This is a genomic window from Acinetobacter sp. AOR41_HL, from assembly GCF_027854645.1.
Classification (GTDB): Bacteria; Pseudomonadota; Gammaproteobacteria; order Pseudomonadales; family Moraxellaceae; genus Acinetobacter; species Acinetobacter nosocomialis.
In genome coordinates this window covers 31814-55959 of the sequence record NZ_JAKTHZ010000010.1, presented here as the reverse complement: position 1 = coordinate 55959, position 24146 = coordinate 31814, and the positions used below count along the sequence as shown (strand labels likewise).

General features: G+C 38.8%; 22 protein-coding genes. 16 read left to right on the top strand and 6 right to left on the bottom strand.

The features are described 5' to 3' along the window. Positions 1-102: 102 nt before the first annotated feature. The 3 genes from MKL35_RS02605 to MKL35_RS02595 all read left to right on the top strand — a co-directional run bounded on the left by MKL35_RS02605 (position 103) and on the right by MKL35_RS02595 (position 1393). Positions 103-726 carry a LysE family translocator gene (locus tag MKL35_RS02605; RefSeq protein WP_002050276.1) on the top strand — a complete coding sequence of 208 codons (624 nt, stop codon included), beginning with the start codon at positions 103-105 and terminating at the stop codon, positions 724-726. Between the two features lie 162 nt (positions 727-888). Further along, positions 889-1077, top strand: coding sequence for an NF038215 family lipoprotein (locus MKL35_RS02600; protein WP_022575896.1), 189 nt, complete (start codon positions 889-891; stop codon positions 1075-1077). Further along, on the top strand, positions 1058-1393 hold the full coding sequence (locus tag MKL35_RS02595) for an EF-hand domain protein (protein WP_002050345.1): 336 nt from the start codon (positions 1058-1060) through the stop codon (positions 1391-1393). Before MKL35_RS02600 ends, MKL35_RS02595 begins: the two co-directional genes overlap by 20 nt. 82 nt (positions 1394-1475) lie before the next feature. On the opposite strand, the gene metG is transcribed toward MKL35_RS02595, so the two are convergent. Continuing rightward, on the bottom strand, positions 1476-3542 hold the full coding sequence (gene metG, locus MKL35_RS02590; protein WP_032011316.1) for a methionine--tRNA ligase: 2067 nt from the start codon (positions 3540-3542) through the stop codon (positions 1476-1478). A gap of 379 nt (positions 3543-3921) precedes the next feature. Here metG and MKL35_RS02585 point away from each other — a divergent pair, with 379 nt between their 5' ends. From MKL35_RS02585 to MKL35_RS02575, 3 genes are all read left to right on the top strand, one after another. Beyond that, the gene (locus MKL35_RS02585; RefSeq protein WP_050598861.1) at positions 3922-4449 is read left to right on the top strand and encodes a hypothetical protein; all 528 of its coding nucleotides are present in this window, start codon (positions 3922-3924) and stop codon (positions 4447-4449) included. Positions 4450-4595: 146 nt separating this feature from the next. Further along, complete coding sequence (apbC, locus tag MKL35_RS02580) at positions 4596-5825, top strand: iron-sulfur cluster carrier protein ApbC (protein ID WP_006581131.1); 1230 nt, start codon at positions 4596-4598, stop codon at positions 5823-5825. A 142-nt stretch (positions 5826-5967) separates the two neighbouring features. Next, positions 5968-6840 carry a 5'-methylthioadenosine/S-adenosylhomocysteine nucleosidase gene (locus MKL35_RS02575; protein WP_032011318.1) on the top strand — a complete coding sequence of 291 codons (873 nt, stop codon included), beginning with the start codon at positions 5968-5970 and terminating at the stop codon, positions 6838-6840. A 30-nt stretch (positions 6841-6870) separates the two neighbouring features. Here the strand turns inward: MKL35_RS02575 and MKL35_RS02570 are convergent, their stop codons facing one another. Further along, positions 6871-7437: a DUF2062 domain-containing protein gene (locus MKL35_RS02570; RefSeq protein ID WP_006581130.1), complete on the bottom strand. Its 567-nt coding sequence runs from the start codon at positions 7435-7437 to the stop codon at positions 6871-6873. A 355-nt stretch (positions 7438-7792) separates the two neighbouring features. On the opposite strand from MKL35_RS02570, the gene MKL35_RS02565 reads away from it, so the two are divergent. The 7 genes from MKL35_RS02565 to MKL35_RS02535 all read left to right on the top strand — a co-directional run bounded on the left by MKL35_RS02565 (position 7793) and on the right by MKL35_RS02535 (position 17341). Beyond that, entirely contained in the window at positions 7793-8386 is a 594-nt protein-coding gene (locus tag MKL35_RS02565) for a LysE family translocator (RefSeq protein ID WP_022575894.1), read from the top strand. A gap of 113 nt (positions 8387-8499) precedes the next feature. Beyond that, positions 8500-9069 carry a dCTP deaminase gene (dcd, locus tag MKL35_RS02560; protein ID WP_000985728.1) on the top strand — a complete coding sequence of 190 codons (570 nt, stop codon included), beginning with the start codon at positions 8500-8502 and terminating at the stop codon, positions 9067-9069. A 310-nt stretch (positions 9070-9379) separates the two neighbouring features. Further along, complete coding sequence (locus MKL35_RS02555) at positions 9380-10681, top strand: hypothetical protein (RefSeq protein ID WP_031982387.1); 1302 nt, start codon at positions 9380-9382, stop codon at positions 10679-10681. A gap of 229 nt (positions 10682-10910) precedes the next feature. Continuing rightward, positions 10911-13043 carry a hypothetical protein gene (locus MKL35_RS02550; RefSeq protein ID WP_031982386.1) on the top strand — a complete coding sequence of 711 codons (2133 nt, stop codon included), beginning with the start codon at positions 10911-10913 and terminating at the stop codon, positions 13041-13043. Positions 13044-13058: 15 nt separating this feature from the next. Then, positions 13059-13784 carry a DUF6160 family protein gene (locus tag MKL35_RS02545; protein ID WP_032011322.1) on the top strand — a complete coding sequence of 242 codons (726 nt, stop codon included), beginning with the start codon at positions 13059-13061 and terminating at the stop codon, positions 13782-13784. Positions 13785-13816: 32 nt separating this feature from the next. After that, complete coding sequence (locus MKL35_RS02540) at positions 13817-16228, top strand: DUF6160 family protein (protein WP_032011324.1); 2412 nt, start codon at positions 13817-13819, stop codon at positions 16226-16228. Between the two features lie 159 nt (positions 16229-16387). After that, complete coding sequence (locus MKL35_RS02535; RefSeq protein WP_032011326.1) at positions 16388-17341, top strand: DUF6160 family protein; 954 nt, start codon at positions 16388-16390, stop codon at positions 17339-17341. 77 nt (positions 17342-17418) lie between these two features. Here MKL35_RS02535 and MKL35_RS02530 read toward each other — a convergent pair whose 3' ends face one another. Both MKL35_RS02530 and MKL35_RS02525 read right to left on the bottom strand, forming a co-directional pair. After that, positions 17419-18363 (bottom strand): tRNA dihydrouridine synthase, encoded by a 945-nt coding sequence (locus MKL35_RS02530; protein WP_002050334.1) that lies wholly within the window; start codon positions 18361-18363, stop codon positions 17419-17421. 84 nt (positions 18364-18447) lie between these two features. Further along, positions 18448-19257 (bottom strand): cytochrome C assembly family protein, encoded by an 810-nt coding sequence (locus tag MKL35_RS02525; protein WP_000624644.1) that lies wholly within the window; start codon positions 19255-19257, stop codon positions 18448-18450. Positions 19258-19397: 140 nt separating this feature from the next. On the opposite strand from MKL35_RS02525, the gene ffh reads away from it, so the two are divergent. Then, on the top strand, positions 19398-20807 hold the full coding sequence (gene ffh, locus MKL35_RS02520) for a signal recognition particle protein (protein ID WP_000460622.1): 1410 nt from the start codon (positions 19398-19400) through the stop codon (positions 20805-20807). A 49-nt stretch (positions 20808-20856) separates the two neighbouring features. On the opposite strand, the gene MKL35_RS02515 is transcribed toward ffh, so the two are convergent. Beyond that, positions 20857-21591, bottom strand: a complete 735-nt coding sequence (locus MKL35_RS02515; protein ID WP_004710340.1) for a pantothenate kinase — start codon at positions 21589-21591, stop codon at positions 20857-20859. A 15-nt stretch (positions 21592-21606) separates the two neighbouring features. Continuing rightward, positions 21607-22359, bottom strand: a complete 753-nt coding sequence (locus MKL35_RS02510) for a biotin--[acetyl-CoA-carboxylase] ligase (protein WP_004710337.1) — start codon at positions 22357-22359, stop codon at positions 21607-21609. Between the two features lie 30 nt (positions 22360-22389). Between MKL35_RS02510 and MKL35_RS02505 the strand changes: the two genes are divergently transcribed. After that, entirely contained in the window at positions 22390-23193 is an 804-nt protein-coding gene (locus tag MKL35_RS02505) for a sulfite exporter TauE/SafE family protein (RefSeq protein WP_004710335.1), read from the top strand. 248 nt (positions 23194-23441) lie between these two features. Then, the gene (locus MKL35_RS02500; protein WP_001047228.1) at positions 23442-24137 is read left to right on the top strand and encodes a GntR family transcriptional regulator; all 696 of its coding nucleotides are present in this window, start codon (positions 23442-23444) and stop codon (positions 24135-24137) included. Positions 24138-24146: the final 9 nt, after the last annotated feature.

The following is a 24146-nucleotide window of genomic DNA, read 5'->3' as shown; positions in this document are numbered from 1 at the left end:
AACATGAAAATTCAATTTTTATCATTTATATTTTTCCATTTTTATATGTGTCATAAAAAGCTGCTAGAATATCGCCAAATTGCATGATGCTAGGTCAATACAATGTTTGAGTCCCTTATTCCTCTTTTTTCAATTGCGATGGCATTGATGCTTGGAGCAATAAGCCCTGGGCCGAGCTTTATTTATGTAGCGCAAAATTCAATTTCTAAATCACGTAAACATGGTTTGTTTACTGCTTTAGGTACAGGTACGGGGGCTGCTCTTTTTGGTTTTTTAGCCGTCATGGGGTTACAGGCAGTTTTGTTGGCAGTGCCTTCAGCTTATCTAATTTTAAAAATTGGTGGTGGACTGTATTTACTTTGGCTTGCTTTTAAAATTATCAAACATGCCAAAGAACCAATTGCCATGGAAAATGATGGCAAATCAAAAATGACCTATAAACAGGCATATCGATATGGCCTGATTACACAGTTAAGTAACCCGAAAATTGCTGTTGTATTGGCGAGTGTATTTACTGCTTTATTGCCCAAAGAAATCCCAAATTATTACTATGTTGCATTGCCAGTGATTTGTTTTATGATCGATGCGGGGTGGTATTCATGTGTTGCAATGCTGCTATCTTCAGAGAAGCCAAGAACAATGTACCTAAAAGCAAAAACTGGCGTTGACCGGGTAGCTGGAAGTATTGTGAGTATATTGGGCTTAAAGTTAATTTTCTTCAAATGATAAGTCTTTAATTAAAATATCTAAAAAATGCAGAGCCAGATATTTATAGACTGGCTTTATTTTTGAGTAAAATATATACAAATTGAAATATCTTTTTTAGTTCTTAACCATTTAAAAAGTGGTAACTTAATAAATAAAACAAAAAGAAATGAGGGTCACGCTATGAAAAAATTAATAGTGAGCATTTCTGTAGCTTTTCTTATCTTAACGACAGGATGTGAGATGAGAACAATGAGCAAGCAACAGCCAGCCAATGAGCGGACTATGAGCATAGTTGGTACTCCTGTTCATGAAAAAGATTACAAAATTTCTGATTTACAAGCCAACAATCATGAGCAATCTAACTATTAAGTTACTCATAGGCTGCATCACTTACTGCATTTTAAATGTAGTAAGTGCCTGTGAGCCTGCATCTTTAGATTGGAAGCTTTTTCAAGAAAAATATGATGTAAATCATGATGGTTTGTACAGCTTAAAAGAGTTTCAACAGGTACAAGATTTCTATCCTTATCGTTGGCCTACGGATAAGCGTTTTCAGGGAGAGAATAAGCAAACAGAACTATTTCATTATTTAGATAAAAATAAGAATGGTTATTTAACAAATGAGGAATTGGGGAATATACACGTTTTACTTAGTAACCCTTGTGAAGGGCGGCCATGGACATAATTTAAATCTTCTTATAGATGTTTCTAGAAAATTTATAGTTAAAAAAAGCCCCCAAATTAGGGAGCTTTTTTATGAAGGCAAATTAAGACACTTTATCGCCAGGTTTTGCACCACTATCTGGAGAAATAATGAAAATACCTTCACCATTTCCAGCAGCAAGTACCATACCGTTTGAAATACCAAAACGCATTTTACGTGGTGCAAGGTTGGCAACCATAACAACCAGCTTACCTTTTAGGTCTTCAGGCGCATATTGACTACGAATACCACTAAATACATTACGTGGTTCAGCTTCACCTACGTCTAACGTCAGTTGTAGCAATTTATCTGAACCCTCAACTGTGCCTGCTTCAACGACTTGAGCAACACGTAAGTCAACTTTTAAGAAATCTTCAATACCGATAATTTCAGCTTCACCCACTGCTGGAGTAGGGGTTGCTTTTTTCTCGGCAGATTTCTCTTTCTTTGCTGTTGCTTTAGTTGCTTGTGGAGCTGGAGCACCTAAAGACTCTTTCGAAGCATCAACCATTGCTGCAACAGCTTTTGAATCAACACGCTGCATAAGTGGCTGGAACTGCGCAATTTCATGGCTTACAAGAATTTGTTTGCGTGACTCGAAATCGAAGCTTTCAAGTTTTAAGAAATCTTGAACTTGCTTAGCCAAAGTTGGAAGAACTGGCGCCAAGTACACTGCGAGTTGACGGAATAAGTTGATACCAACTGAGCAGACATCAAGAACTTGTTGTTCTTGACCTTCTTGTTTAGCAAGAGCCCAAGGCTTTTTCTCATCAATATATTGGTTTGCGCGGTCAGCAAGCGCCATAATTTCACGAATGGCTGTAGAGAATTCACGTGCTTCATATGCTTTAGCAATTGAATCACCGGCATCAATAAAGCTTTGTACTAACTCAGATTCAGCACATGTACTTGATAGCGTATTGTTAAAGCTACTATTAATGAACTTCGCACAGCGACTTGCAATATTGACGACTTTACCAACTAGATCTGAATTTACTTTCTGAACAAAGTCATCAAGGTTCAAGTCAGAGTCTTCAACTTTATCTGAAAGTTTAGAAGCGAAGTAGTAACGTAAATACTCTGGGTTTAAATGCTGTAAATACGTCTCGGCCTTAATGAAAGTACCGCGAGACTTAGACATTTTTTGTCCATTTACAGTCAAGAAACCATTTACGAACAAGCCTGTTGGAGTGCGATAGTTCGCACCTTCAAGCATTGCAGGCCAGAATAAAGCATGGAAGTAAACAATATCTTTACCAATAAAATGGTAAACCTCATTTTGACTATCTTTTTTCCAGAAATCATCAAAGTTTAAGTCTGGACGTTTAGTTTTGATATAGTTTTCAAAACTAGACATATAGCCGATTGGGGCGTCTACCCACACATAGAAATATTTATTTGGGGCGTCTGGAATTTCAAAGCCAAAATATGGTGCATCACGAGAAATGTCCCAGTCTGCTAAACCCGCTTCAAACCATTCGTCTAATTTATTGGCAATTGAAAGAGGTAGACGACCTTCATCACGCGTCCATTTCTGTAAATATTCAGAGAAGTTTGGAAGCTTAAAGAAATAGTGATCTGATGATTTTTCAACAGGTGTTGCACCACTTAAAGTCGAACGCGGGTTAAGTAATTCGGTTGCGTTATAAGTTGTACCACAAACTTCACATGAGTCGCCGTATTGATCTTCTGATTTACATTTCGGGCATGTGCCTTTAATGAAACGGTCAGACAAGAACATACCTTTTTCTGGATCAAATAATTGAGTTACAGGGCGAACTGCAATATTTCCAGCTTCACGGTTTTTAATATAGATATCTGTTGAACGAGCTTTGTTTGCATCACTATGAGTTGAATCATAATGATCGAAATGTACGCCAAAACCGTCAAAATCACGAATGTGCTCTTTTTGAACATTCGCAATTTGCTCTTCTGGGCTAATACCATTTGCTTCGGCACGTAGCATAATCGCTGTACCGTGAGCATCATCCGCACATACATAAGTCACGTCATGACCCATTGCCCGCATGGCACGAACCCAGATATCTGCCTGGATATAACCGAGTAAATGACCCATATGAATTGGACCATTGGCATAAGGGAGGGCATTGGTGACTAAAATTTTACGCACGGATCTCATTCTCTCATTCGTATTTATAAGGTGGAAGATTTTAACTGATGCAGGGAGATAAGCAAAGATTAATAATCTTTGTCTAAAGAGAAGAGGTAGCTACAGAAATGGGCCTAAAGCCAGAAAGGATTTCTCTTTAGAACAGATAAACAAATCAAAAAATATTTGAATCTTCCTGTATTGTCTTTGTTTCAAATTGCAGTTACGGTCAGAAAACAAGCCATAACGATGTATAACTAATAACTTATTCAGGTAATTTTTTTAATTAACGATGAGGATAACAACGATGACTACTGAAAATAAATTAGATGAATTAAAGGCAAAAGCGGCTGATGCAAAAGTACAAGGTGAAAAAGCTTTGGACGATTTAAAAGAAAATATAAAAGAGAAACAAGCTGCTGGCAAAGAAGCAGTTGAAGATAAAGTAGATGAATTGAAAGCAAAAGCAGCAGATGCAAAAGCCCAAGGTGAAAAAGCCTTGGAAGATTTAAAAGAAAATGTAAAAGAGAAACAGGCCGATGGTAAAGAAGCTGTTGAAGATAAAGTAGATGAACTAAAGGCAAAAGCAGCAGATGCAAAAGCCCAAGGTGAAAAAGCCTTAGATAATTTGAAGGATAATGTAAAAGAGAAACAGGCGGCTGCAAAAGAAGCAGTGGAAGAGAAAGCCAGTGATTTGAAGAGCAAACTTGATGATGCTCAGCATAGTCTGCAAGACAAATTTGATCACCTGCGAACTGAAGCAGCTCATAAACTTGATGATGCTAAAGCAAAAGCAGCAGAATTAAAGGAAGAGGCTGCATCAAAATTAGATGAGTTAAAAACTCAAGCAACTGCAAAGTTTGATGAATTGAAGAAAACGGCAACAGATAAACTCAATAAATTGAAAAATCACGATTCTGCTGAATAAGCTGATTTAAACAAAAATTCGTGCTCCTCACTCAAATGATGAGGCTTTAAAATTAGCAATTATTCATTTCGAGTTGAGCGAGTGCGGATCAATACTGTTACACTAGCTCCAACAAGCTGTAATGATCTGTTTTTGGAGTAAACAATATGTCTTGGCTTTCTTCATTAAAGTCCGTTTTTTCACCCGCACAAGAAGTGAAAGAAGATGAAATCCAAACCGTACTCCAAAACTATTTACTACCCCATTCAAAAGATGCCTTAAAAGAGCGCATTAGTCAGCTTCAGGTACAAGGCCGAGTTTTACAGCTCACCATTAATACCTTTCCAGATGAAAAAGAGTATTTGCAACAAATTCATGATGATTTGGCTGGAGCTTTACAAAAGTGTGGTATTGAAGAACTTAACTTACATGTAGTTCAACAAAAACGTCCTGCTCAAGAAAGTTCAGGCCAAGGCTGCTCATCTAAAGCACCTAAAGAAAGTGCGAACTTACCTCCTGTGCTTGATGCCTCACCTAAATCTGAACCTGATCCAAACAATCCTCCGATTCAAAAAGCTGCTCCACAACAAAGAGATGTTCCACTTCATCCTCGGATTAAAAACGTCATTTTAGTTTCATCTGGGAAAGGTGGAGTTGGTAAGTCAACAACTACTGTCAATTTAGCACTTGCCTTACAGAAAATGGGGCTTAAGGTTGGGGTATTAGATGCCGATATTTATGGCCCAAGTATTCCAACTATGCTGGGTAATGCAGGCAAAACACCTCTTATTGAAAGTGAAAACTTTGTACCTTTGGAAGCATATGGTATGGCTGTGCTTTCTATTGGACATTTAACAGGTGACAACAATACTCCTGTTGCATGGCGTGGACCAAAAGCAACCGGTGCTTTAATGCAATTGTTTAACCAAACACTTTGGCCAGATTTAGATGTACTCATGATTGATATGCCGCCGGGTACCGGTGATATTCAACTTACGCTTGCACAGCGTATTCCGGTTACAGGATCAATTATTGTCACTACACCACAAAATGTTGCTTTACTGGATGCGACCAAAGGAATTGAGCTGTTTAATAAAGTTGGCATACCTGTATTGGGTGTAGTTGAAAATATGTCGACTCATATTTGCTCGAATTGTGGACATGAAGAACAAATTTTCGGCATTGGTGGTGGTGATAAGCTTTCCGAGCAATACCATATTCCATTATTAGGTCGTTTGCCTTTAAATGCTCAAATACGTGAACACGCTGATGAGGGTAAACCAAGTGTTGTAGCAATGGATGACGCAGCTGATAGCTACATTGATATTGCGAAAGCTGTGTGGCAACAAATTGAAAAAATTCCTCAACGCACGCGTGATGATAAACGAATCTTTTGATTCCACTGACCCAGCTTTAAGCTGGGTTTTTTATTGGTTGGTTAAAAGAAAAAATTAAATTACTGAATCTAAATAACAAAGCTGAACTTGAAATTGGCATATAGATTGCTACTTTACGCTTTTAAAAAGAAATAGGTGAGAAATGCAATTTAAATATACTTTTGGCGTTATCAGTTTATGTAGCGCTTTATTTTTGGTTGGATGCAACGACGATCATTCAACAGTGTCCCAAACAACGCCAGTTGAAGAGCAAAAACAGAAATTACAGCCGATTATTATTCAAGGCGCCTTACCTGTAGAGTCAAAACAGATGGCTTCTAAATTACAGAATGTGACTGTTGAAACAGTAGGTGGGTGGACATTCTGGAAAGGAACTTACAATGGTTACCCAATTGTGATTTCTAAAACACGCATGGGCATGAGTAACTCTGCTGCTGCAACAGCTTTGGCCATTGAGCGCTATAAGCCGATTGCAATTATTAATCAGGGGACGGCAGGTGGTCATGACCCAGATCTACACGTTTATGACATTGTTTTAGGAAAATATGCAACCAATATTGGTGCGTTTAGAACGCCTAAAGAGCCATTAGGTGGCGGTTCAAACTCACTTACATGGGTTGAGGCCTTTGATGTTTTGCCAACAGATGAATCTGACCCAGAACCGATCGCAATACGCAAATTTGAAGGTGATCAAGAGCTATTAATGGCGGCGCATAAAGTCCGTTATGATAAAGGTGAGGTAGTCGAAGGAACGATTGGCTCGGCAGATGTGTGGAATAATGAGCTTGACCGAATTCAATTTTTCCATCAGCGTTATGGTACTTCTGTTGAGGAAATGGAAGCAGCATCTGTTGCACAAATCGCAAGTCAGTTTAATGTTCCTTTCTTAGGAATTCGGATTTTATCTAATAATATTACTAATAATGGAGCGTATGATCCTGGTACAGGAGAGGCTTGCCAAGACTATGTGCTTAATGTGGCAGAAGAATATATGAAATCTAAACTACCAAAATAATAATTTAACTATAGGCAAGAAGATGGGTTCTTATAGGGCATCTTCTTGTCTTTTATGACCAGGTCTACTTTTCCAATTTCGGATGACCATCCAACGCCAGAAAACTTCAGTCACTATGTACAGTATGATTGCAAAGACAAAAGCTTCAACTATAAGCCCGGTCATTAAAATTTTAGCGAGGCTGAAATCTATATGACCATGACCCAAATGAGTAATCCATCTAGAAATCTGATGAAGTACGCCTAGGAGCATCTTTTTATTGATCATATGTACATGATAAATATGTGAACCAAACCAGAATCCAACATATAAAATAGGAACTAATGTGAGAGGGTTACTAAGCCAAGCAAGCATTAGGCTGATGGGTAAATTCACCTCAAACAGCAATACGGCCATCACAATAAAAACGCTATGAAATGGAATAGGCAGTAAACCGAAAAATGTTCCTACAAAAACCGCTCTTGTAATCGATTTACGGTTGACATACCAAAGCACTGGATTAAGGGTTTTTTGCCCAAAAATCCTTAAAAATTTCATATTTGAAACTTTCTCTGGAGAAGGAAGCCAAGACTGAAAAAATTGCTTTGCCATAATCATAGGATAGTAGAGTCTGGTGACTCATATAAACACAAAAAAACAATATATTAATTGAAACTTATTAAAAGCTTAAAAATTAAACTTACTGCTGTAATAATTCATTATAGATCTTTTCAACTTAAAAATAGATTTAAAATAAAAATACTTATATTACTTAATACAATTTGGCACGCAAAGCTCGACAACTGACTCTAAAGTTTTTTAGCTTAAGCTTCTTTACTTTTTTGTATCTATTTGTTTAATAATAATATTTACTTTTACCGTGTTAGTGTTTTAAAAAATCGTCTTACAATTAGATTTTGCCTTCATAAAAGATATCTATTAATCTGAGATGACTACATTGTGAGGTCATTCAATGATTTCATGGCTTTTTATTGGCTTAGTTGCCACAATTTTACTTACCCCAGGCCCAACCAATACTTTACTGGCATCATCTGGTGTACAAGTTGGTTTTAGGAAGTCTGCTAAGTTAATTCCAGCAGAAGTTCTTGGATATATTATTTCGATTTCCGCTTGGGGCATGTTAATCGGGAAAGTTTCTGCAACACTTCCTTTCTTACCTCCTATGCTTAAATTGCTAAGTGCTTGTTACATTATTTTTTTAGCGATTAAGTTATGGCACACAGCAAATCAACAATTTGAGTTAGATCAGCCAACTATTCGACCACGTGAATTATTTTGTGCAACTCTATTGAACCCTAAAGCATTACTTTTTGCTTCTGCAATTTTTCCTGTTACAGCATGGACTGATTTTCATATTTATCTCATTCATATGCTGGCTTATTTGGCTTTAATTACACCGATTGCTTTATTTTGGATTTTTTTAGGATCAATCTTGGCGGCTAATAAAGTAAGTTGGTTAAATCAGACGAATTTACAAAAAACAGCTTCGCTGGTTTTGGTCAGCTTCTCAATTCCGATTAGCTATTCTGCTTTATTAAACCTTTAAAAGTCTTGCTGGGCTATTCTTGTCACGAAGAGTAGCCACCATTGTTTTCATAATTGCTTTTTTACGTTAAAGTACGTCGCAATCAATGAAATTACCTTTTGGATAGAAAATACATGGCTATTAAGTCTGATCGTTGGATTCGCGAAATGAGCGAAAAACACGGCATGATTGAACCTTATGCAGAGAATCAAGTCCGTTTTGATAAGAATGGCGAAAAATTGATTTCGTACGGGGTCTCTAGCTATGGTTATGACGTACGCTGTGCACGTGAATTTAAAGTTTTCACCAACGTACATTCTGCAATTGTTGATCCGAAAAATTTCGATGAAAAAAGTTTTATCGATATTGAGTCTGACGTTTGTATTATTCCGCCAAACTCATTTGCCTTGGCGCGCACAATTGAATATTTCCGCATTCCACGTAATGTTTTAACTGTATGCTTGGGGAAATCAACTTATGCACGTTGCGGAATTATTGTAAATGTGACGCCTTTGGAACCAGAGTGGGAAGGTCACGTTACTTTAGAGTTTTCAAATACGACGAACTTACCTGCACGTATTTATGCGGGTGAAGGTGTTGCACAAATGTTGTTCTTTGAAAGCGATGAAGTTTGTGAAACATCTTATAAAGACCGTGGTGGTAAATACCAAGGACAAACTGGTGTTACACTTCCTAAAACCTAAGTTGTTCTAACGTAGATTAAATTCTAAAAAATGGGTCACTTGAAGTGGCCCATTTTTGTTGAAAAATAAAGAAAGTGGCATTCATCGGAATATTTATAAATGAACGTTTTCTTTTGTAAAAAATGATATAAAATGATCAATAATTGATTTGTTTCTTTGAGTTGTATCACACAATTTAAATGGACTTAAATCATAAAAATCAGCTATAGGCATTTCTTTGTTTATTCAATTTAAGATTAGATTAAAGAAAGGAAAGCCAAATAAAAAGAAATTAAATTAGATTATGCCCCCAAGGATACGGAGGTCGGTCATGCGACAGTTTAAGTCTCTTCATTTAGCTATTCTAGCGCTTGGAAGTTTATGCTTTTCTTCAGCTTATGCTGGTTCTACCTTAGTTCCAATGTCTGATGCTGAATTGTCAGCTACTCGTGGCCAAGCCTTGATGAGTATGTCTTATATCGCACCTACCGATGCTGCAAGTAACTCAAGTACTAACGGAAATATGGGCTTTTATCGACTTGCCCTAGATGCCCAGTTAGAACTGAATGCCAACATTAAAAAATTACAATTAGGTTGTGGTGGTGTTAATGGAGCAGGGGCTTGTGATATTGATATCGATTATTTGAGCCTAAGTGGTGGTACGGTCGATAGTACCAGTGCGGAACGAGCTGCATCTTCCGCCGTTATTACAAACCCATTTTTAGAGTTCGCGGTTAAAAACCCAAATTCAGCTTCTACACGTGAAATACAAGGTTTCCGATTAAGTGCGAAATCTCTTTCTGGCCTACTTACTTTTGGTTTACAAAATGGCGATGCGGCGAGTGGTATTAACTCTTTGAGTGGATATATGGTAACTAAACCAACGGGTGGGACGGTAACTACCAATCCATACTATGGGATTACTCAAGATGAGACAGGAACAGCAATTACAGGGCGAGCGCAAGTTCTCGGTAATGTATATACAGTTCCGTTTACCTCCAATTCGTATAATTTAAACTTGGGTAGTGGTACTGGAACTCTATCTATGGGGCAACAAGTTATTACGGGTAAACGTATTAATACAGCTAATTTAAATGCGACTGCAAGGGTTGGAGGAATTGCAGTTACGGGCACTTTAGATGCAACTGCTTCAGTACTAGGTCTTCCCGTTGCGATTTCAGGTAATGTAACTGGAACAGTAAATAATTTAGATGTAAATGTAGCTATTAAACAAAGCCTGGGCTATTTCCATGCTGCGCAATTAAATGGATCTGCTGGTTATTTATCTGTGCAGGGGGTGAATATTCTGTGGCCTGAGGCTGCGTCCACCGCTCAAACAGGATGGTGGTTAGAGCTTACAAACCCGATTGATATTGGTCAAATTACTCCTACAGGAAGTGTGGATATTGCTCTAGCTACTATTAATGATGCTTTAGGACAAGTCAGCTCATATCTAAATAGTAATCCTGTTCCATGTGGAGCACTTGCGTACAATTGCTTACTTTTAGGTAATCTTCCAATTGGAAATGTTGATTTAGCAGGAAAAACCCCAGCTTCTATGAGCTTAACTAATGTGGTTTTACAAAAGCAAAATTTCTCAGCTAACTGTTATGGTTCTTTAAAATTCTGCTAATTAAGTTGTTTGTTTTAACCATTTTTCATTCATCGGAAAAATGCATTTTTGCTGATTTAATTTTGCATTTGAATAAATATTCAGCATAATAGAAATGTGGAAAGGTTGGCAATTTTTTTTAAAGTTTGCCCCTTGTGAGATGGAAAAGGAAGTGATTTCATCACACATCAAGGACTGTTAAAGAAAAAGAAATATGGTGCGCGGCATCGTATAAAACAGGAAGGTCACGATGACTACACTTAATTATACGGTCAGTTTTCAAAAAACCGTTTTAGCAAGTTTAATTGGACTTTGTTTAAGTCAATCGAGTTTTGCTCTTGAAGAACTTTCTGATGCTGGTTTAAGTGAAACTACGGGTGAGGGGATCGCAATATTACCCCAAAATGCATTTATGGTGTTTCGCGGTGCTGGTCCCAATGAATCTGTAAATCAAATTATTACCGACCGTAGTAAAGATACTGGTTATATTAACTATGTACCTGTAGGCCCTTTAAGTGTCGCAGCCGCTGATACTAGTGGTAATGGCTCTGTTGGGCCCGAGGATAAAGCAGTCGGGAAAGCGGATATCTTTCTTTATGGTTTAGCACTTTCCAAATCGGACGGTGATGCAAACTCACGTATTGCCAATACTGCAACAGCAGCAGCGATTTCAAGCTGGGGAACAGGTGCGAACCCTTGGGTATTTAAAGTAAAAACTGTCAACAATATTCCTAACTTTAGTACTACAGATAGTGGGGGGTATCCTGTTACCTATTTATCTTTAGAGGCTCCTTTATATCAACCTACTATTGATGGTGCAGAGGGTGCAGACGCATATAATTTAAAATTAGGTTTATGGGCGGATGCATTTGTACGGAATCCTAATATTGTGGCAACGACAAATGGTTCTTTAGCACAATTCCAATATGGCGATAGTAATGGATTAATTGGTACCAGTATTGATACAAGTCGTGCGAACCGTTTACGGTTACAAGGAATTCTAAATGGCTTTAGTCTCAATGGCAGCCAGATTAGCATGTTCCAAACACTAGGTGGCGCAACCTCTGTTGGTGGAATGAGTCCTTTTTATAACAATACCTTGGGGATGTCTGGCTTAGTTCGCTTAAATACAGGTGATAGTAAAGACACAAGTATTGTGACTGAAAATGTTACGAGTCAAACCCAAACCTATGCAACGAGTGCGAATAATGGTTGGCAAACAGTACATGCTGGGGCAAATTCGACTTTAAGTACAAGCAGTAGTGGCGACTGTGGTAATAGCAGTACAGGAAGTTTTAGTACATCACGTGGCTGTCGTTATTATGTAGAAAATCGAACTAGAACAGATACAAAAACATCAAGTAAGACACGAAGTGCCTTTAACGATACCAGTAAAGTTTTACGATTGAGTACTCGTGAAACCTCTGACTCTCCGAATGCATCAAATAACTTATATACGCCAGCGTTGGATTCGACAGGTGCTATAGCACCGAAATTTGCAGATACTGAAGGCTTATATCTATATAATCCCAATATTAACTTAGTGTTAGGTAATTTATATCAACCCCTTATTTTGGGTTCTGATGGTAAAAATTTTAGTATAGAAATTGCACGAATTGCCAATAAGCCAGAAATATATAAGCAGATTTATACCGATTACACGGGTGCTGATGCTACTTACAAAGGATCTACCTGTAACGTTTACTCATGTGCTAATCCAACACACAGTAGTATTGCAATTGGGACAGTTTATAGCCCTGATAATGGGAAAACCTTGTTAGCAAACACAAGTGAAGGCGCAATTGGAGTTTCCTTTGGTCGTTTAATTTCAACTGGAACACAAGTTTCTGGAACTTCAGCTGGTAGTTTAGTGTCATTGACTAACTCTGTGTCTGGTACTACATCTGCTACCATGACAGAAGTACGTTTTAAACAAAGAGAGCAAAATACTCAAACATGGAATCAAACCTATAGTTGTGGTTTATTTAATTCCAACTGTGGTTATACCACTGTCGGGTATTTATATCAGTGGGAATATAACCAAGGTACAGGCTCTTGGGTGATTACAAATCCAACAGCTAAACCAGCTGACGCAGCGAAGTGTTCTGGTGCATTAGGATGTACGAGTACATCAGGTTCAACCCCAATGTATGGAACGGTTTCAAACCGTGACTGGAGTAACTCTTCTATTCCATGGCTCACATCAAGAAATGCTGTGGTCAACGATTTAATTGGAAGCAGTAACGGCACCACAGGCTATGTGATTCCAACTGCTAATCAGGCACCAGCATTAAATAACATTACTCCTCTCAATAATTTAGGTTCTGCTGTGGTGGATGGCTTGCTCATTCAGCATTTAAAGCTCACTACAAAAGGTCTATAAGAGGAGAATAATGCGATGAAAAAAATAACTGCTTTACTCCTTGCTCTTTGTGCAACTGTGACTCATGCAGAATTACAAACTTTGGACAACGACGCTTTACAGGCGATTAATGGTCAAGCTGGTGCTGATTTGTCTTTAATGCTTAATTTAAACCAGACCAGTAACGGTATATTTGATAATGGTAGTGGCGGCGTTTGTGAAAACGTAGAGTTCTGCCACATTGGTTTAGCAATTAATAAACGCTTTGTGCAAGCAGACGCGACTAAACCAAGTGGTTGGGCTGAAAATAGTGATAGTGGTAATAAGCTTTGGTTGGTGTTTAAAGGTGTACAAGGAACTTTAAACATCCAAAAAATGGGTTTGGATGGTGCTGATTTGAAGTATCTCGATAAAACCAATACCGAAATTATAAAACCTGCTATTCAACTAAGTTTTAGTGCTGCACAACCAATTTTAATTCGTAATTTTGGTTTTAATGCTTTATCCATTGAGCAAGATAACTTTACAAGTTCAACAACGACCCAAGGCTCGAGTACGAATATGTATGATTATGCATATTTCAAAAAACCAACGTATGCTGCAACTGCAAACAGTGCGACTCAGCAAGTGGCCACAGCAACGCCTTCAGCCTATGACTATGGACGTGAAACAGGTTTTATGGGTTTAATGATGAACGGCAACTTGGCTATTCAAGGAAAAGTCATGGTGTTTAGCTGTGATGGTAGCCATCCCCGTTGTTAACGGTTAATGTAGATTTCAAAGGAACTGAAGTGATGAACAAAAATAAAGAAAGTCACGGCTCAAAGTTTATTTTAAATACATTAACAGCCAGTATGTTGTTAGTGAGTGGACAAGTTTTTGCTTTAGAAGCTTTAACCGATGCCGATCTGAGTGCAGTCAATGGTCAAGATGGGATTTCAATTCAAACGACTTTCAACGAAATTAATGTTGATAATGCTTATTGGGATGATCATGCGGGCACGCCAACAAGTGCTGATCAGGTTTTAAGAGCTCAAGCGAGCGGTGTAAAAATACAAAAAAGTAATGCCTCTACACAAGCTTTAGGAACGAACTACCGTTTAGATGTGGGGAGTAATACGACTACAGGTAAAGCTGGTGTTGATTTTTCTATGCAAAGTAGTCCATCCCTCATTACGGTAAATAGCGTTAAAGTTTGTAATAGTTCTGCTACATGCTCACCTACGTTAGGGCAGTTGGCTATCCAAACAACATCACCTTTAAATCTAGCATTGACTACTCAAGATGGCCTGTTTACTCCAAATAGCCAGTCAAATATGACATTGGGTATAAATAACGCAAATATTTATTTAGGACAGTTAGATGCTCGTAGTCAACTCAACCAACTAATTTTAAAGAATTTTAACTTTAATTTTGTGGGTAAAGGTGTCATGTTTATTGACCCTATCCGTGGCTTAGTTTTACAAACTAATACTGGGTCAAATGTGGCTGCTATAGGACAAACACCAAATAGTACGTATGGCTATGTCGACTTTAATCGGGTGGCAGACTCAGCTTCGGGTTTAACGGCAGGTACCTATGTTGATAGCAATGGCAAAGTGACTAATTCAGGTCTGAACATTGAAGTAATGCTCAGTTCTAATGTAGATAAAACCAATCCTTATGGGCTAGATGCTACGAATACACCGCAAAATTCAAAAGGTTTAATTCGTGTAGGCGCAAGCGGACGTATGGTAAATAGTTATTTACAAGTCCGTGGTATGGATGGCTCTTCGGACACGACAACCTTAGGTACAGCAAATACTGCCTCAGGCACCACCTCAAGTAATAGTATTTTGGGTAATACTGGAATTGCCTTTCGTATGAAAGGTGAGTTCACTAAAGATAACGATTCTATGCTAGGCGCCGATGGCAAAGCCACGACTTTAGAAATTGGTGGGGCAGGGCTGAATGCTTATGGTTTTGAGTTTGGTAATTTAACTGGGCTGAACTCAGCTACACGTGGTTACTTTGATAGCGGGAATATTTATCTAAATCTTGCTGATACAAAAACTTTATTAATGCCGAATAACGCAACGTTAAATGCAATTCGTTTAGGATCTGGCACTTTAACAACCGCTGCCGATTATCAACATAATATTCACCGGGATACGGTGACTAATCCATTTAGTCTAATTCTTGCGATGCGTGGAGCAGAGTTTCAGGCATTTTCTAGACGTGGTCGCTTTACTACCAGTGCAAATGTCGCTGCAGCTAATCAATTTGCAGATAATGGCTTAAGTAATCAATGGGGCTTGGCGTTACCTTTTTATAATTTAAATGCTAATGCCGCAGTTTATGGGGTAGATGCACCTGCGAATAGCGCTTTTTACTATACAAAAGATGCTAATGGTAGACCTGTTCAGAATGCTGTAGGTACCTCGGGAACGACTTCGCGTTTAGGATTTGGTGTTGCTGTTGGCACAACAGGACGTGACTCAGGCGGTACAAAAACAACTTCAATTTTATTAATTGATGGTTCTCCAAATGCCAATAATGCGGGTAATCCTACCGATTACTATATGGGCTTACGTAATATCGATATGTTCTTAAAAGGTAATGGCACTATCGGTTTAGAAAATGGCAGTTTAAATATCGGTTTAAAAGATATGTTACTTGCCTTATCAACTGAAATTGCAGCGGGTTATTTACCTGGGGCTAAATATAAGACTTGCCCGGCAACAGGATCTTGTACTTCACCAATTGATAACTTTGCCAGAAATAATGACGTTTTATTTGGTCTTAAACTACGCTTAGGCGGTGATTTAAATTTATCGATTGTACCAAATAGTTCAATTGCCGATGGTAGTGCGCTCACTGTTTTGGGTGATTTTACAATGCCTGCCACAGCAACCGGAAACTCAGTTCAAATTAGTGACCCGATTGATGGCTCTGCAATTGGTCTGGAGAACATGACTGGAAAGCTTGCGTTCAATACAGCATTAGTTGTTGGAAAAGACAGTGCGAGCGGACTAGGCAAAGTGGGTGTAAATACCGCAGTGTACTTTAACCCTGATAAGAATATTGATGGTGCTTTACGTGTTAAAGATATTAATTTCTATCCACCTTCAACAGGGGCGGGTGCACGTTTAGGTGAACTTGCAATTACTGGTGGACGTTTAAATAGTAACTTTAGCATTGTGCCGAGAAATGGTGCTTTTAACTAATAAATAAAAGTGGAGATATCGCCACTTTTTTAAAATTTAATTTTTGAATGTGATTGGATTTGCATTCGTCGGGTTATAGGGATAATTGTTTTGTACTCATCTATTATTCTGATAATCTGAACAAATAATAAACGTTTGTCTCTTAAGGATTAGAGCAACATGAAAAATAAAAATATAGCCTGTTGGTTATTATTTGCCAGTAGTTCAAGTGTTTTTGCGATGCAGCCTTTAGATGACCAAAGTCTTTCAGCAACGACGGGTCAAAATGGTTTAACGCTAGGCATTCAGGCAGATAAAGTTAAATTTAATCAAGTCGCCTTGATTGATACCAATGGTATTGCGTCTACGTCTTACAACAGCAAAGCTGGTCTCGTCATTGCGGGGAACTCTACTAATCCTGTTCCAAGTATAGAATTTATTAAAGCAGCTGTATCGACCAATCCGTCTTTCAATATTGCTATAGATACCGATGCAGGTGCAGGTAAGCCTTTTGTGAACTTGGCTGTCACAATGGGAAGTGACGTCAATGGTATTCGGCTTACACCATTTTCAGTTTATTTAGCGCCTAATACATCAGTTTCTAGTCCTTCGGATTATGCGGTGACTAGTTATGCACCAAAATCAATTTTCAGTTCGGGAACAACGGTAAATACAGGAGTGAAAGAACTTATTCGCTCTACCGGAAATTTAGATATTAACTTTGTACAGACCAATAAACCTCGTTTAAACATTCAATTGGGGCATGCTGCCCAGTCTGTCATGGTCAAATTTGGTGGAGCTATTCAATCGATTTGTTCTGCTGCATCTGGTTGTCCAATTACTTTAGTTTCTGATAATACCGGTGCGAATTTTGGATTTAAATTTGCGGGAACAAATACATCTACAGGATTTGTTCTTGATGGGTTTTATGCTGGAGTTGACCCAACAGGGCTAACTTTTGGCAATACAGGTGTCTCTAGTAAATTTGATGCATCACTTAACAATATAACTTTAGGAAATGTGGGAATACAAAGTCCAACAACGTTTAATAATTTACCTAATGGGTCGATGGGAAGTTTTGGAGTCACGGGTGCTTCGGTAACCGACTTTAAAATGAAAGTAAGTGGTTTTTAAAAATAATCACTGAACCTGAAATACAAAAAAGAGGGTGGTTGTCTAAACAGCCACCCCCTTTTATAAATTTTAAGTAATTAGTTATGTGATGAACTGGTTTGTTGTAACTGTTGAACAATTTCATCTAAAGCTTTAATACGTTTTACTTGGTCCCATAATTCTTTCGCTTGTGGATAGGCTTTGGTCATCATACCTAACCATTGCTTATAACGACCCACCATTCCAATTTCTGTTTTTGCTTGTCCGTTTAAAAATCGAATTTGTAAGTCAACCAGTTGCTCCCAACTAAATAATGCCTCATCCATATTATTACGAATGCATTGTGTTAAATCTGGAGTCGTCACAGCACCACGGCCAATCATTAAATCTTCACAACCAGATTGTTGTTGGCAGGCTTTGGCATCGGCATTGGTCCAGATTTCGCCGTTAGCAATCACATTAATTTTTAAAGCTTCTTTAATCGGTAGAATTTTTTCCCAATAAGCTGGTGGCGTATAGCCATCTGCTTTCGTTCGCGCATGTACTGTTAGCCAGCTTGCGCCAGCATCTTCGACCGCATGCGCATTTTCCATGGTGTGGTTTTCATCAAGATAACCCAAACGCATTTTTGCTGAGACCGGAATATGTGCTGGTACTGCATCGCGAACAGCTTTAATGAGCATATGTACCACGTCTGGTTCATCAAGAAGTACCGAACCACCTCTATGACGATTAACTGTTTTGGCTGGACAACCAAAATTAAGGTCGATCGCTGGAGCACCTAGTTCAACCACTTTTGCTGCATTTGCAGCCAGCATATCTGGATTGTTCCCTAAGAACTGAACATGCACAGGTGTTCCAGCAGCTGTTTTACCATCATTTTTAAGTTCAGGGCAAAAGCTATAGTAAATGTGGTCTGGCAAAATACTGTCTGTAACGCGAATAAACTCGGTTACACACCAGTCGAAGTGACCAACAGATGTGAGTGTATCCCGCATGATCGGGTCAGTTAAACCTTCCATTGGAGCGAGTATGAGTTTCACAGCCTGAGTCACCTGAGCAAAACAAAAACAGCGTTATACGGGATATGTATAACGCTGTCTAGTAGTGCTGAAATTTTAATTATTTTATCGGCCCAATATCATCTCAAGCACAAATTTACTGCCAATAAAACCAATCGCTAATAATGCAAAACCAATTAAAGTAAAACGAATCGCTTTTTGACCGCGCCAGCCAAGTTTGTAATGGCCAATGAGTAATGAGCCATAAATAATCCATGAAATGATACTAAATACGGTTTTATGAGCGAGATGCTGAGCAAAGAAACTATCAACTGTTAAGAAGCCAAATGCCAGAGCAATGGTTAATAAAATAAAACCGGTAATAATTAAATCAAATAACAAGGACTCCATGGCCTGAATGGGCGGGAGTAAATTGACCCAGAAGCGTTTTTTTTGTTTCTTTTTGAGTTCACGGTTTTGGAACCATATCAAGATTGCATGTATGGTTGCCATGAGTAGAACCGCATAGGCCGAAAGTGAAAGAATAATATGCGTATCTAAGCCTAATGAGTGTTGTTCAATAAACTGATTTGGTTTACTAAATGCAAAACCTAAAATAAGACCAATGGCCGCTACAGGAATGCCTAATAAGTTTAAAGGTACAATCGGACGAAAAGTACTAAAAATTAAACTTAACAACAACATAAGCCATGATGTAAAAGAGACTAAATTAAAAACATCATAGTTAATTCCTAAAGGCGTGAGCATTGCATGGCATAGAACTGTGCCGTGCAGTAGCAGAGCTAAGGTCGTAACAAGAGCAAATAACCATGGGTTTGGTTCACGTTTTGACATTAAACGTATGAACAGATACCAGAAAGAAGTGGTATATGCGATGAGTGCCAAAATTGTGTAAACCAAGGGGAGGCTAATCATGTCAAACCTTTTTCAGGATTAATTCATCTAGATAAGATATAAATTCGCTGCGAACTAAAGTATCCTATAGCATTCTATGCATAAATTTTCTATTTCGAGAAAGATTTTTTTGCAACTAGCCATTTTAAGCGGATTTTGCAATGTTTGATACCTTAACAGAACGACTCACGCAGAGTTTAAGAAATGTTACTGGCTCAGGGCAGCTGACCGAAGACAATATTAAAGATACCTTACGTGAAGTACGTATGGCTCTTCTTGAAGCCGATGTCGCGTTACCTGTAACTCGTGAATTTATCGCGAAAGTTAAGGAAGAGGCATTGGGCCAAGAAGTGATGACCCAGTTATCTCCAGGCCAGGCATTTGTAAAAATTGTCTATGACGAACTCACCAAGATGATGGGTGAGGCAAATGAAACACTGGATTTAAGTGCTAAGCCTCCAGTTGTTGTATTGCTTGCTGGTTTACAAGGTGCAGGTAAAACTACAACTGCTGCCAAGCTGGCACGTTTTTTAAAAGAACGTCAAAAGAAAAAAGTAATGACCGTTTCTGCCGACGTTTACCGTCCGGCAGCGATCAAACAGTTAGAAACTGTATCAGCAGAAGTTGGTGCAGGCTTTATTCCTTCAGATCCTTCTGAAAAGCCTATTGATATCGTTAACCGTGCAATTGAACAGGCAAAAATCCAGTTTGCCGATGTGTTGATTGTCGATACAGCAGGTCGTTTACATGTCGATGAAGACATGATGGACGAAATTAAAGAATTGCATGCAGCAGTTAAGCCGACTGAAACTCTGTTCGTGGTTGATGCTATGACAGGTCAGGATGCTGCAAATACTGCTAAAGCATTTAACGATGCTTTGGCACTTACGGGCGTGATTCTTACTAAAACTGATGGTGATGCACGTGGTGGTGCAGCGCTTTCTGTTCGTGCTATTACTGGTAAGCCAATCAAGTTCTTGGGTATGGGCGAAAAGCTTGATGCCTTAGAGCCATTCCATCCGGATCGTGTTGCTCAACGTATTTTAGGTATGGGTGACGTACTTTCTTTAGTCGAAGAAGTTGAACGTAAAATCGACAAAGAAAAAGCCGAAAAAATGGCGAAAAAATTGCAAAAAGGCGGTAGCTTCAACTTTGAAGATATGCTGATGCAATTTGAGCAAATGAAAAAAATGGGCGGCATGATGGGCTTCTTAGACAAGTTGCCTGGCATGAGCGGTGCAGGAATCCAGCAAGCGATTGAGCAAGCGAATCCTGAAAAACAAGTCAAAAAAATGGAAGCAATTATCCAGTCGATGACTGTTAAAGAACGCCGTAACCCAGACTTGATGAACCCAAGTCGTAAAAAACGTATTGCGGCAGGTTGTGGTATGGATGTTGCTGAAGTGAATAAGCTTATTAAGCAACAAGCGCAAATGGCTAAAATGATGAAGAAGTTTGCGAATCCATCTGGTATGAGCAAAATGATGCGTTCATTAGGCAATATGCAAAAACAATTTGGCGGTGGTGGCGGTATGGGACCACTGTTTGGTAACAACGACCAAAAGAAATAAAACCATAAAATAAAAGGCGCTTAGAGCGCCTTTTATTTTGTTCTGTATTTTAGTCTTTAGGATAATGAGCAATATATTGTTGTAGCCCTTTAAGTAAAAGATCTTTTTCAACAGTTGGCTGGTACTTCTGTAGAAATTTAGCAAAAAGAGGAGCATCTCCACCTGTGAGGAGCAGCTTTTTAGGAGATTGCTGCATGATGCTTTCAATTGTACTAATCAGGCCTAACAAAATACCGTGGTGTACTGCATCGACTGTGTTATTGCCCGGGTTTAGATTATCAAAAGCTGAATCGGGAATTTTAATACCTTTAGTATTTTGAATGAGTGCATCGCGCTGCAAATAAAGGTTTGGCAGAATATAACCGCCTAAATGCTGTTTGCCCTTGGTTAAATCAATAGTAAGCGCTGTTCCGCAACCAATAATACAATAGTTTTCTTTTTCCTCAGCAACAGCCAATACTTGTAACCAGCGGTCAATCCCGAGCTGACTCGGGACTTCATAGCCACATTGTAAGCCTGCATATTCCGAATGAACTTTGGCAAAAACAACAGGAATTTCAAGCCATTTTAAAATCTGCTGAATACGCTGATTGTTTTCGGTATCGAGAACCGAAGAAATCCCAATACGATGTAAACCTTGATGCTTAAAGTGTTGGATTAATCCAAGTAATAAATCGGCAGGCGACTGCAAATGTAACTCAGCTGCATGCTCAATAATTTGCTGATTTTCAGTAATCCAGTATTTTAAACGGGTGTTTCCGATATCAAGCCATAAACTTTTCATGGGAAAAATACCTGATTACTGAGTGGTTTGTGGTCTTAGACGACCTTGATAAAACTGCTGTGGTTCAGGAGTTTCAAGAATCACCGCACCTTCATTAGAGATTCCAACGAAACGGCCATATATCAGTCCTTGACTATGTTCGAACTGAACTAACTGATTAAGCCATGCTGCATGGTGGTTAAAACGGCCTGCCAAGTTGTAGCAACCATGATCAAACCAGCGAGCTGCATTTTGAATTGCAACATAAAGTTCTGAAATTAACTCAAGACGACCCATTTGTTCTAGACCTAAATCTTCTAGAGACGTGATCGATTGATCGCTATCAGTTACTGGAGGTGTTTTTAAATTAATACCTACACCCACAATAGCCTGATGCTGGGAAAGTGGTTCGACCAAAATTCCGCCCCATTTTCCTTGCGTACTGTACAAATCATTCGGCCATTTTACTTGTAAGCTTAAAGGCTGTAACTGTGGAATTTGCAGAATATTTAGAGCAACTTCAAGTGCTAAGCGACCATCTAAGGGTGTTCGAGTTTGCACCAATGTGCTTAAATAAATGTTTCCTTCAGGTGAAATCCATTGCCGTTGATGTTGACCTCGCCCTTGAGTTTGTTGAGCACTGCAAACCAAGCCTGTTGTAATGCCTTTTTGGGCAATTTCACGAATATCATCATTGGTCGAAGTTGTGGTTGCTTTTAATAAAACCACTTCTGGAAGCTGGTTTTTTGCGCTTAAAAGTTGTTGTAGTTGGCGAGTCTCTAAATCCATGTTGAATATGAGCAGAGTGGTAAAACATTTATGGAGTTAATCATATATTTACTCATTGGCGCAATTGCTGGTTTTACTGCCGGATTGTTTGGAGTTGGCGGTGGACTAATTATTGTACCAATCCTCTATGTCGTTTTTACCCAGTTGCACTATGATCCGGCAGTAATCATGCATATTGCAGTCGGAACCTCCTTAGCAACCATTATTGTGACGTCTTTTAGTTCTGTTTCTGCCCATCATAAAAAAGGTGCAGTTCTTTGGCCTGTTTTTCGTAATCTAGCACCCGGTCTTGTTCTAGGCTCATTTTTAGGCGCAGGCATTGCCGATCTTTTATCTGGTCAGCATTTACAGCTTCTGATTGGTGTTTTTGCAGTTGTGATGGCCTATCGCATGTTTAAAGGCGCAAATGTGGTTGTTGACCCAACACGTCAGCTTCCTTCAACACCTATGCAATTTATGGCAGGTGGTGGTATTGGTATTGCCTCTGCAATTTTTGGTATTGGAGGCGGTAGCTTAACTGTTCCATATTTAAACCGTCATGGTGTAGTCATGCAAAAAGCAGTCGCGACTTCTGCCGCTTGTGGTTTACCTATTGCTGTAGCGGGTGCAATTGGCTTTATGTGGTTTGGTGCTAAAGAGCACATTTCTGTACCTAATACGATTGGGTATGTGCACATCTATGCTTTTATTGGTATTAGTGTCATGAGTTTTGTGACCGCTAAACTTGGGGCCAAGGTTGCACACGCATTGTCACCACAAATGCTAAAAAAATGCTTTGCTTGTTTGTTAGTCGTGGTAGGCAGTTATTTTATTTATAAAGGTTTTATGAATTAAAAACGTTTTATTAAAAAATATAGAAAAGGAAGCTTAGACTCTCACAGTTTAAGCTTTTTTTATTTGAAGATTTAAACAGACTAAAGCTGAGTTTTTCATCCGATTTCTGTATGGATTTTGGGCGGGTTGGCTTAAAATGCAATAAAATTGTCAGACAATGACATAGTTTTTAATGGATGGGATCAGTTAAAAACAAGGATGCGAAAGAAAAGCATGGATTAATGCATATAAAAAGTAGCGGGTGATTTATGAATCTCGAAGAGACAGAGAGTCTTTCTGAGCAAATTGTCAAATATATTAGCGAACAGATTATTAGCGGCGAATTGGTCGAAGGCGAACGCATACAAGAGCTTCGTATTGCGAAAGAGCTTGATGTAAGCAGGGGGTCAGTTCGTGAAGCATTATTATTGCTTGAACGTACGCATCTCATTGAAATTTTTCCACGTCGGGGTGCAATTGTTTCAGAAATGTCGGCACAACAGGTTAAAGCGTTATTTGATACAAATATGATGTTATTGGGGCATATTGTACAACGCATCAGTGAAACATGGCGCGCCCATGAAGCTGATCAATTACAGCTCTTGTTAGAACAGCTTCTTGAGCATGTAAAAGCAGGCGATATCGAAAAATTCTACGATGCCATTTTCCAATATCTGGCTGAACAGCAAGATATGGTCGGTAATCCTTATTTAATGAAATTTTATAAAGAATTATTACCTTCGCTACGTCGTAGTTATTTTTTGACGCTAAATACCTCTAAAAGGGAACTGCAAGAAGCGTTTGCATTATTTAAACTCGTGACTGATGCAATTTTGATCCGAAAATCACAACAAGCCGCTTTATTTATGGAAGATTTTTGTCGACACTTACGTAACCTTGTGTTGGAATCGCTGACACGAATGAAACAGATTGAATTGGCTTGGGCGAGACGCTCACGCCGTTAGTTAGGGCAT

Bases quoted from the DNA above. Each gene is read 5' to 3' on its own strand.
- MKL35_RS02605 (WP_002050276.1), top strand. From the start codon at position 103: ATGTTTGAGTCCCTTATTCCTCTTTTTTCAATTGCGATGGCATTGATG.
- MKL35_RS02600 (WP_022575896.1), top strand. From the start codon at position 889: ATGAAAAAATTAATAGTGAGCATTTCTGTAGCTTTTCTTATCTTAACG.
- MKL35_RS02595 (WP_002050345.1), top strand. From the start codon at position 1,058: ATGAGCAATCTAACTATTAAGTTACTCATAGGCTGCATCACTTACTGC.
- apbC (WP_006581131.1), top strand. From the start codon at position 4,596: ATGTCTTGGCTTTCTTCATTAAAGTCCGTTTTTTCACCCGCACAAGAA.
- MKL35_RS02575 (WP_032011318.1), top strand. From the start codon at position 5,968: ATGCAATTTAAATATACTTTTGGCGTTATCAGTTTATGTAGCGCTTTA.
- MKL35_RS02570 (WP_006581130.1), bottom strand. From the start codon at position 7,437: ATGATTATGGCAAAGCAATTTTTTCAGTCTTGGCTTCCTTCTCCAGAG.
- MKL35_RS02565 (WP_022575894.1), top strand. From the start codon at position 7,793: ATGATTTCATGGCTTTTTATTGGCTTAGTTGCCACAATTTTACTTACC.
- dcd (WP_000985728.1), top strand. From the start codon at position 8,500: ATGGCTATTAAGTCTGATCGTTGGATTCGCGAAATGAGCGAAAAACAC.
- MKL35_RS02555 (WP_031982387.1), top strand. From the start codon at position 9,380: ATGCGACAGTTTAAGTCTCTTCATTTAGCTATTCTAGCGCTTGGAAGT.
- MKL35_RS02550 (WP_031982386.1), top strand. From the start codon at position 10,911: ATGACTACACTTAATTATACGGTCAGTTTTCAAAAAACCGTTTTAGCA.
- MKL35_RS02545 (WP_032011322.1), top strand. From the start codon at position 13,059: ATGAAAAAAATAACTGCTTTACTCCTTGCTCTTTGTGCAACTGTGACT.
- MKL35_RS02540 (WP_032011324.1), top strand. From the start codon at position 13,817: ATGAACAAAAATAAAGAAAGTCACGGCTCAAAGTTTATTTTAAATACA.
- MKL35_RS02535 (WP_032011326.1), top strand. From the start codon at position 16,388: ATGAAAAATAAAAATATAGCCTGTTGGTTATTATTTGCCAGTAGTTCA.
- MKL35_RS02525 (WP_000624644.1), bottom strand. From the start codon at position 19,257: ATGATTAGCCTCCCCTTGGTTTACACAATTTTGGCACTCATCGCATAT.
- ffh (WP_000460622.1), top strand. From the start codon at position 19,398: ATGTTTGATACCTTAACAGAACGACTCACGCAGAGTTTAAGAAATGTT.
- MKL35_RS02515 (WP_004710340.1), bottom strand. From the start codon at position 21,591: ATGAAAAGTTTATGGCTTGATATCGGAAACACCCGTTTAAAATACTGG.
- MKL35_RS02510 (WP_004710337.1), bottom strand. From the start codon at position 22,359: ATGGATTTAGAGACTCGCCAACTACAACAACTTTTAAGCGCAAAAAAC.
- MKL35_RS02505 (WP_004710335.1), top strand. From the start codon at position 22,390: ATGGAGTTAATCATATATTTACTCATTGGCGCAATTGCTGGTTTTACT.
- MKL35_RS02500 (WP_001047228.1), top strand. From the start codon at position 23,442: ATGAATCTCGAAGAGACAGAGAGTCTTTCTGAGCAAATTGTCAAATAT.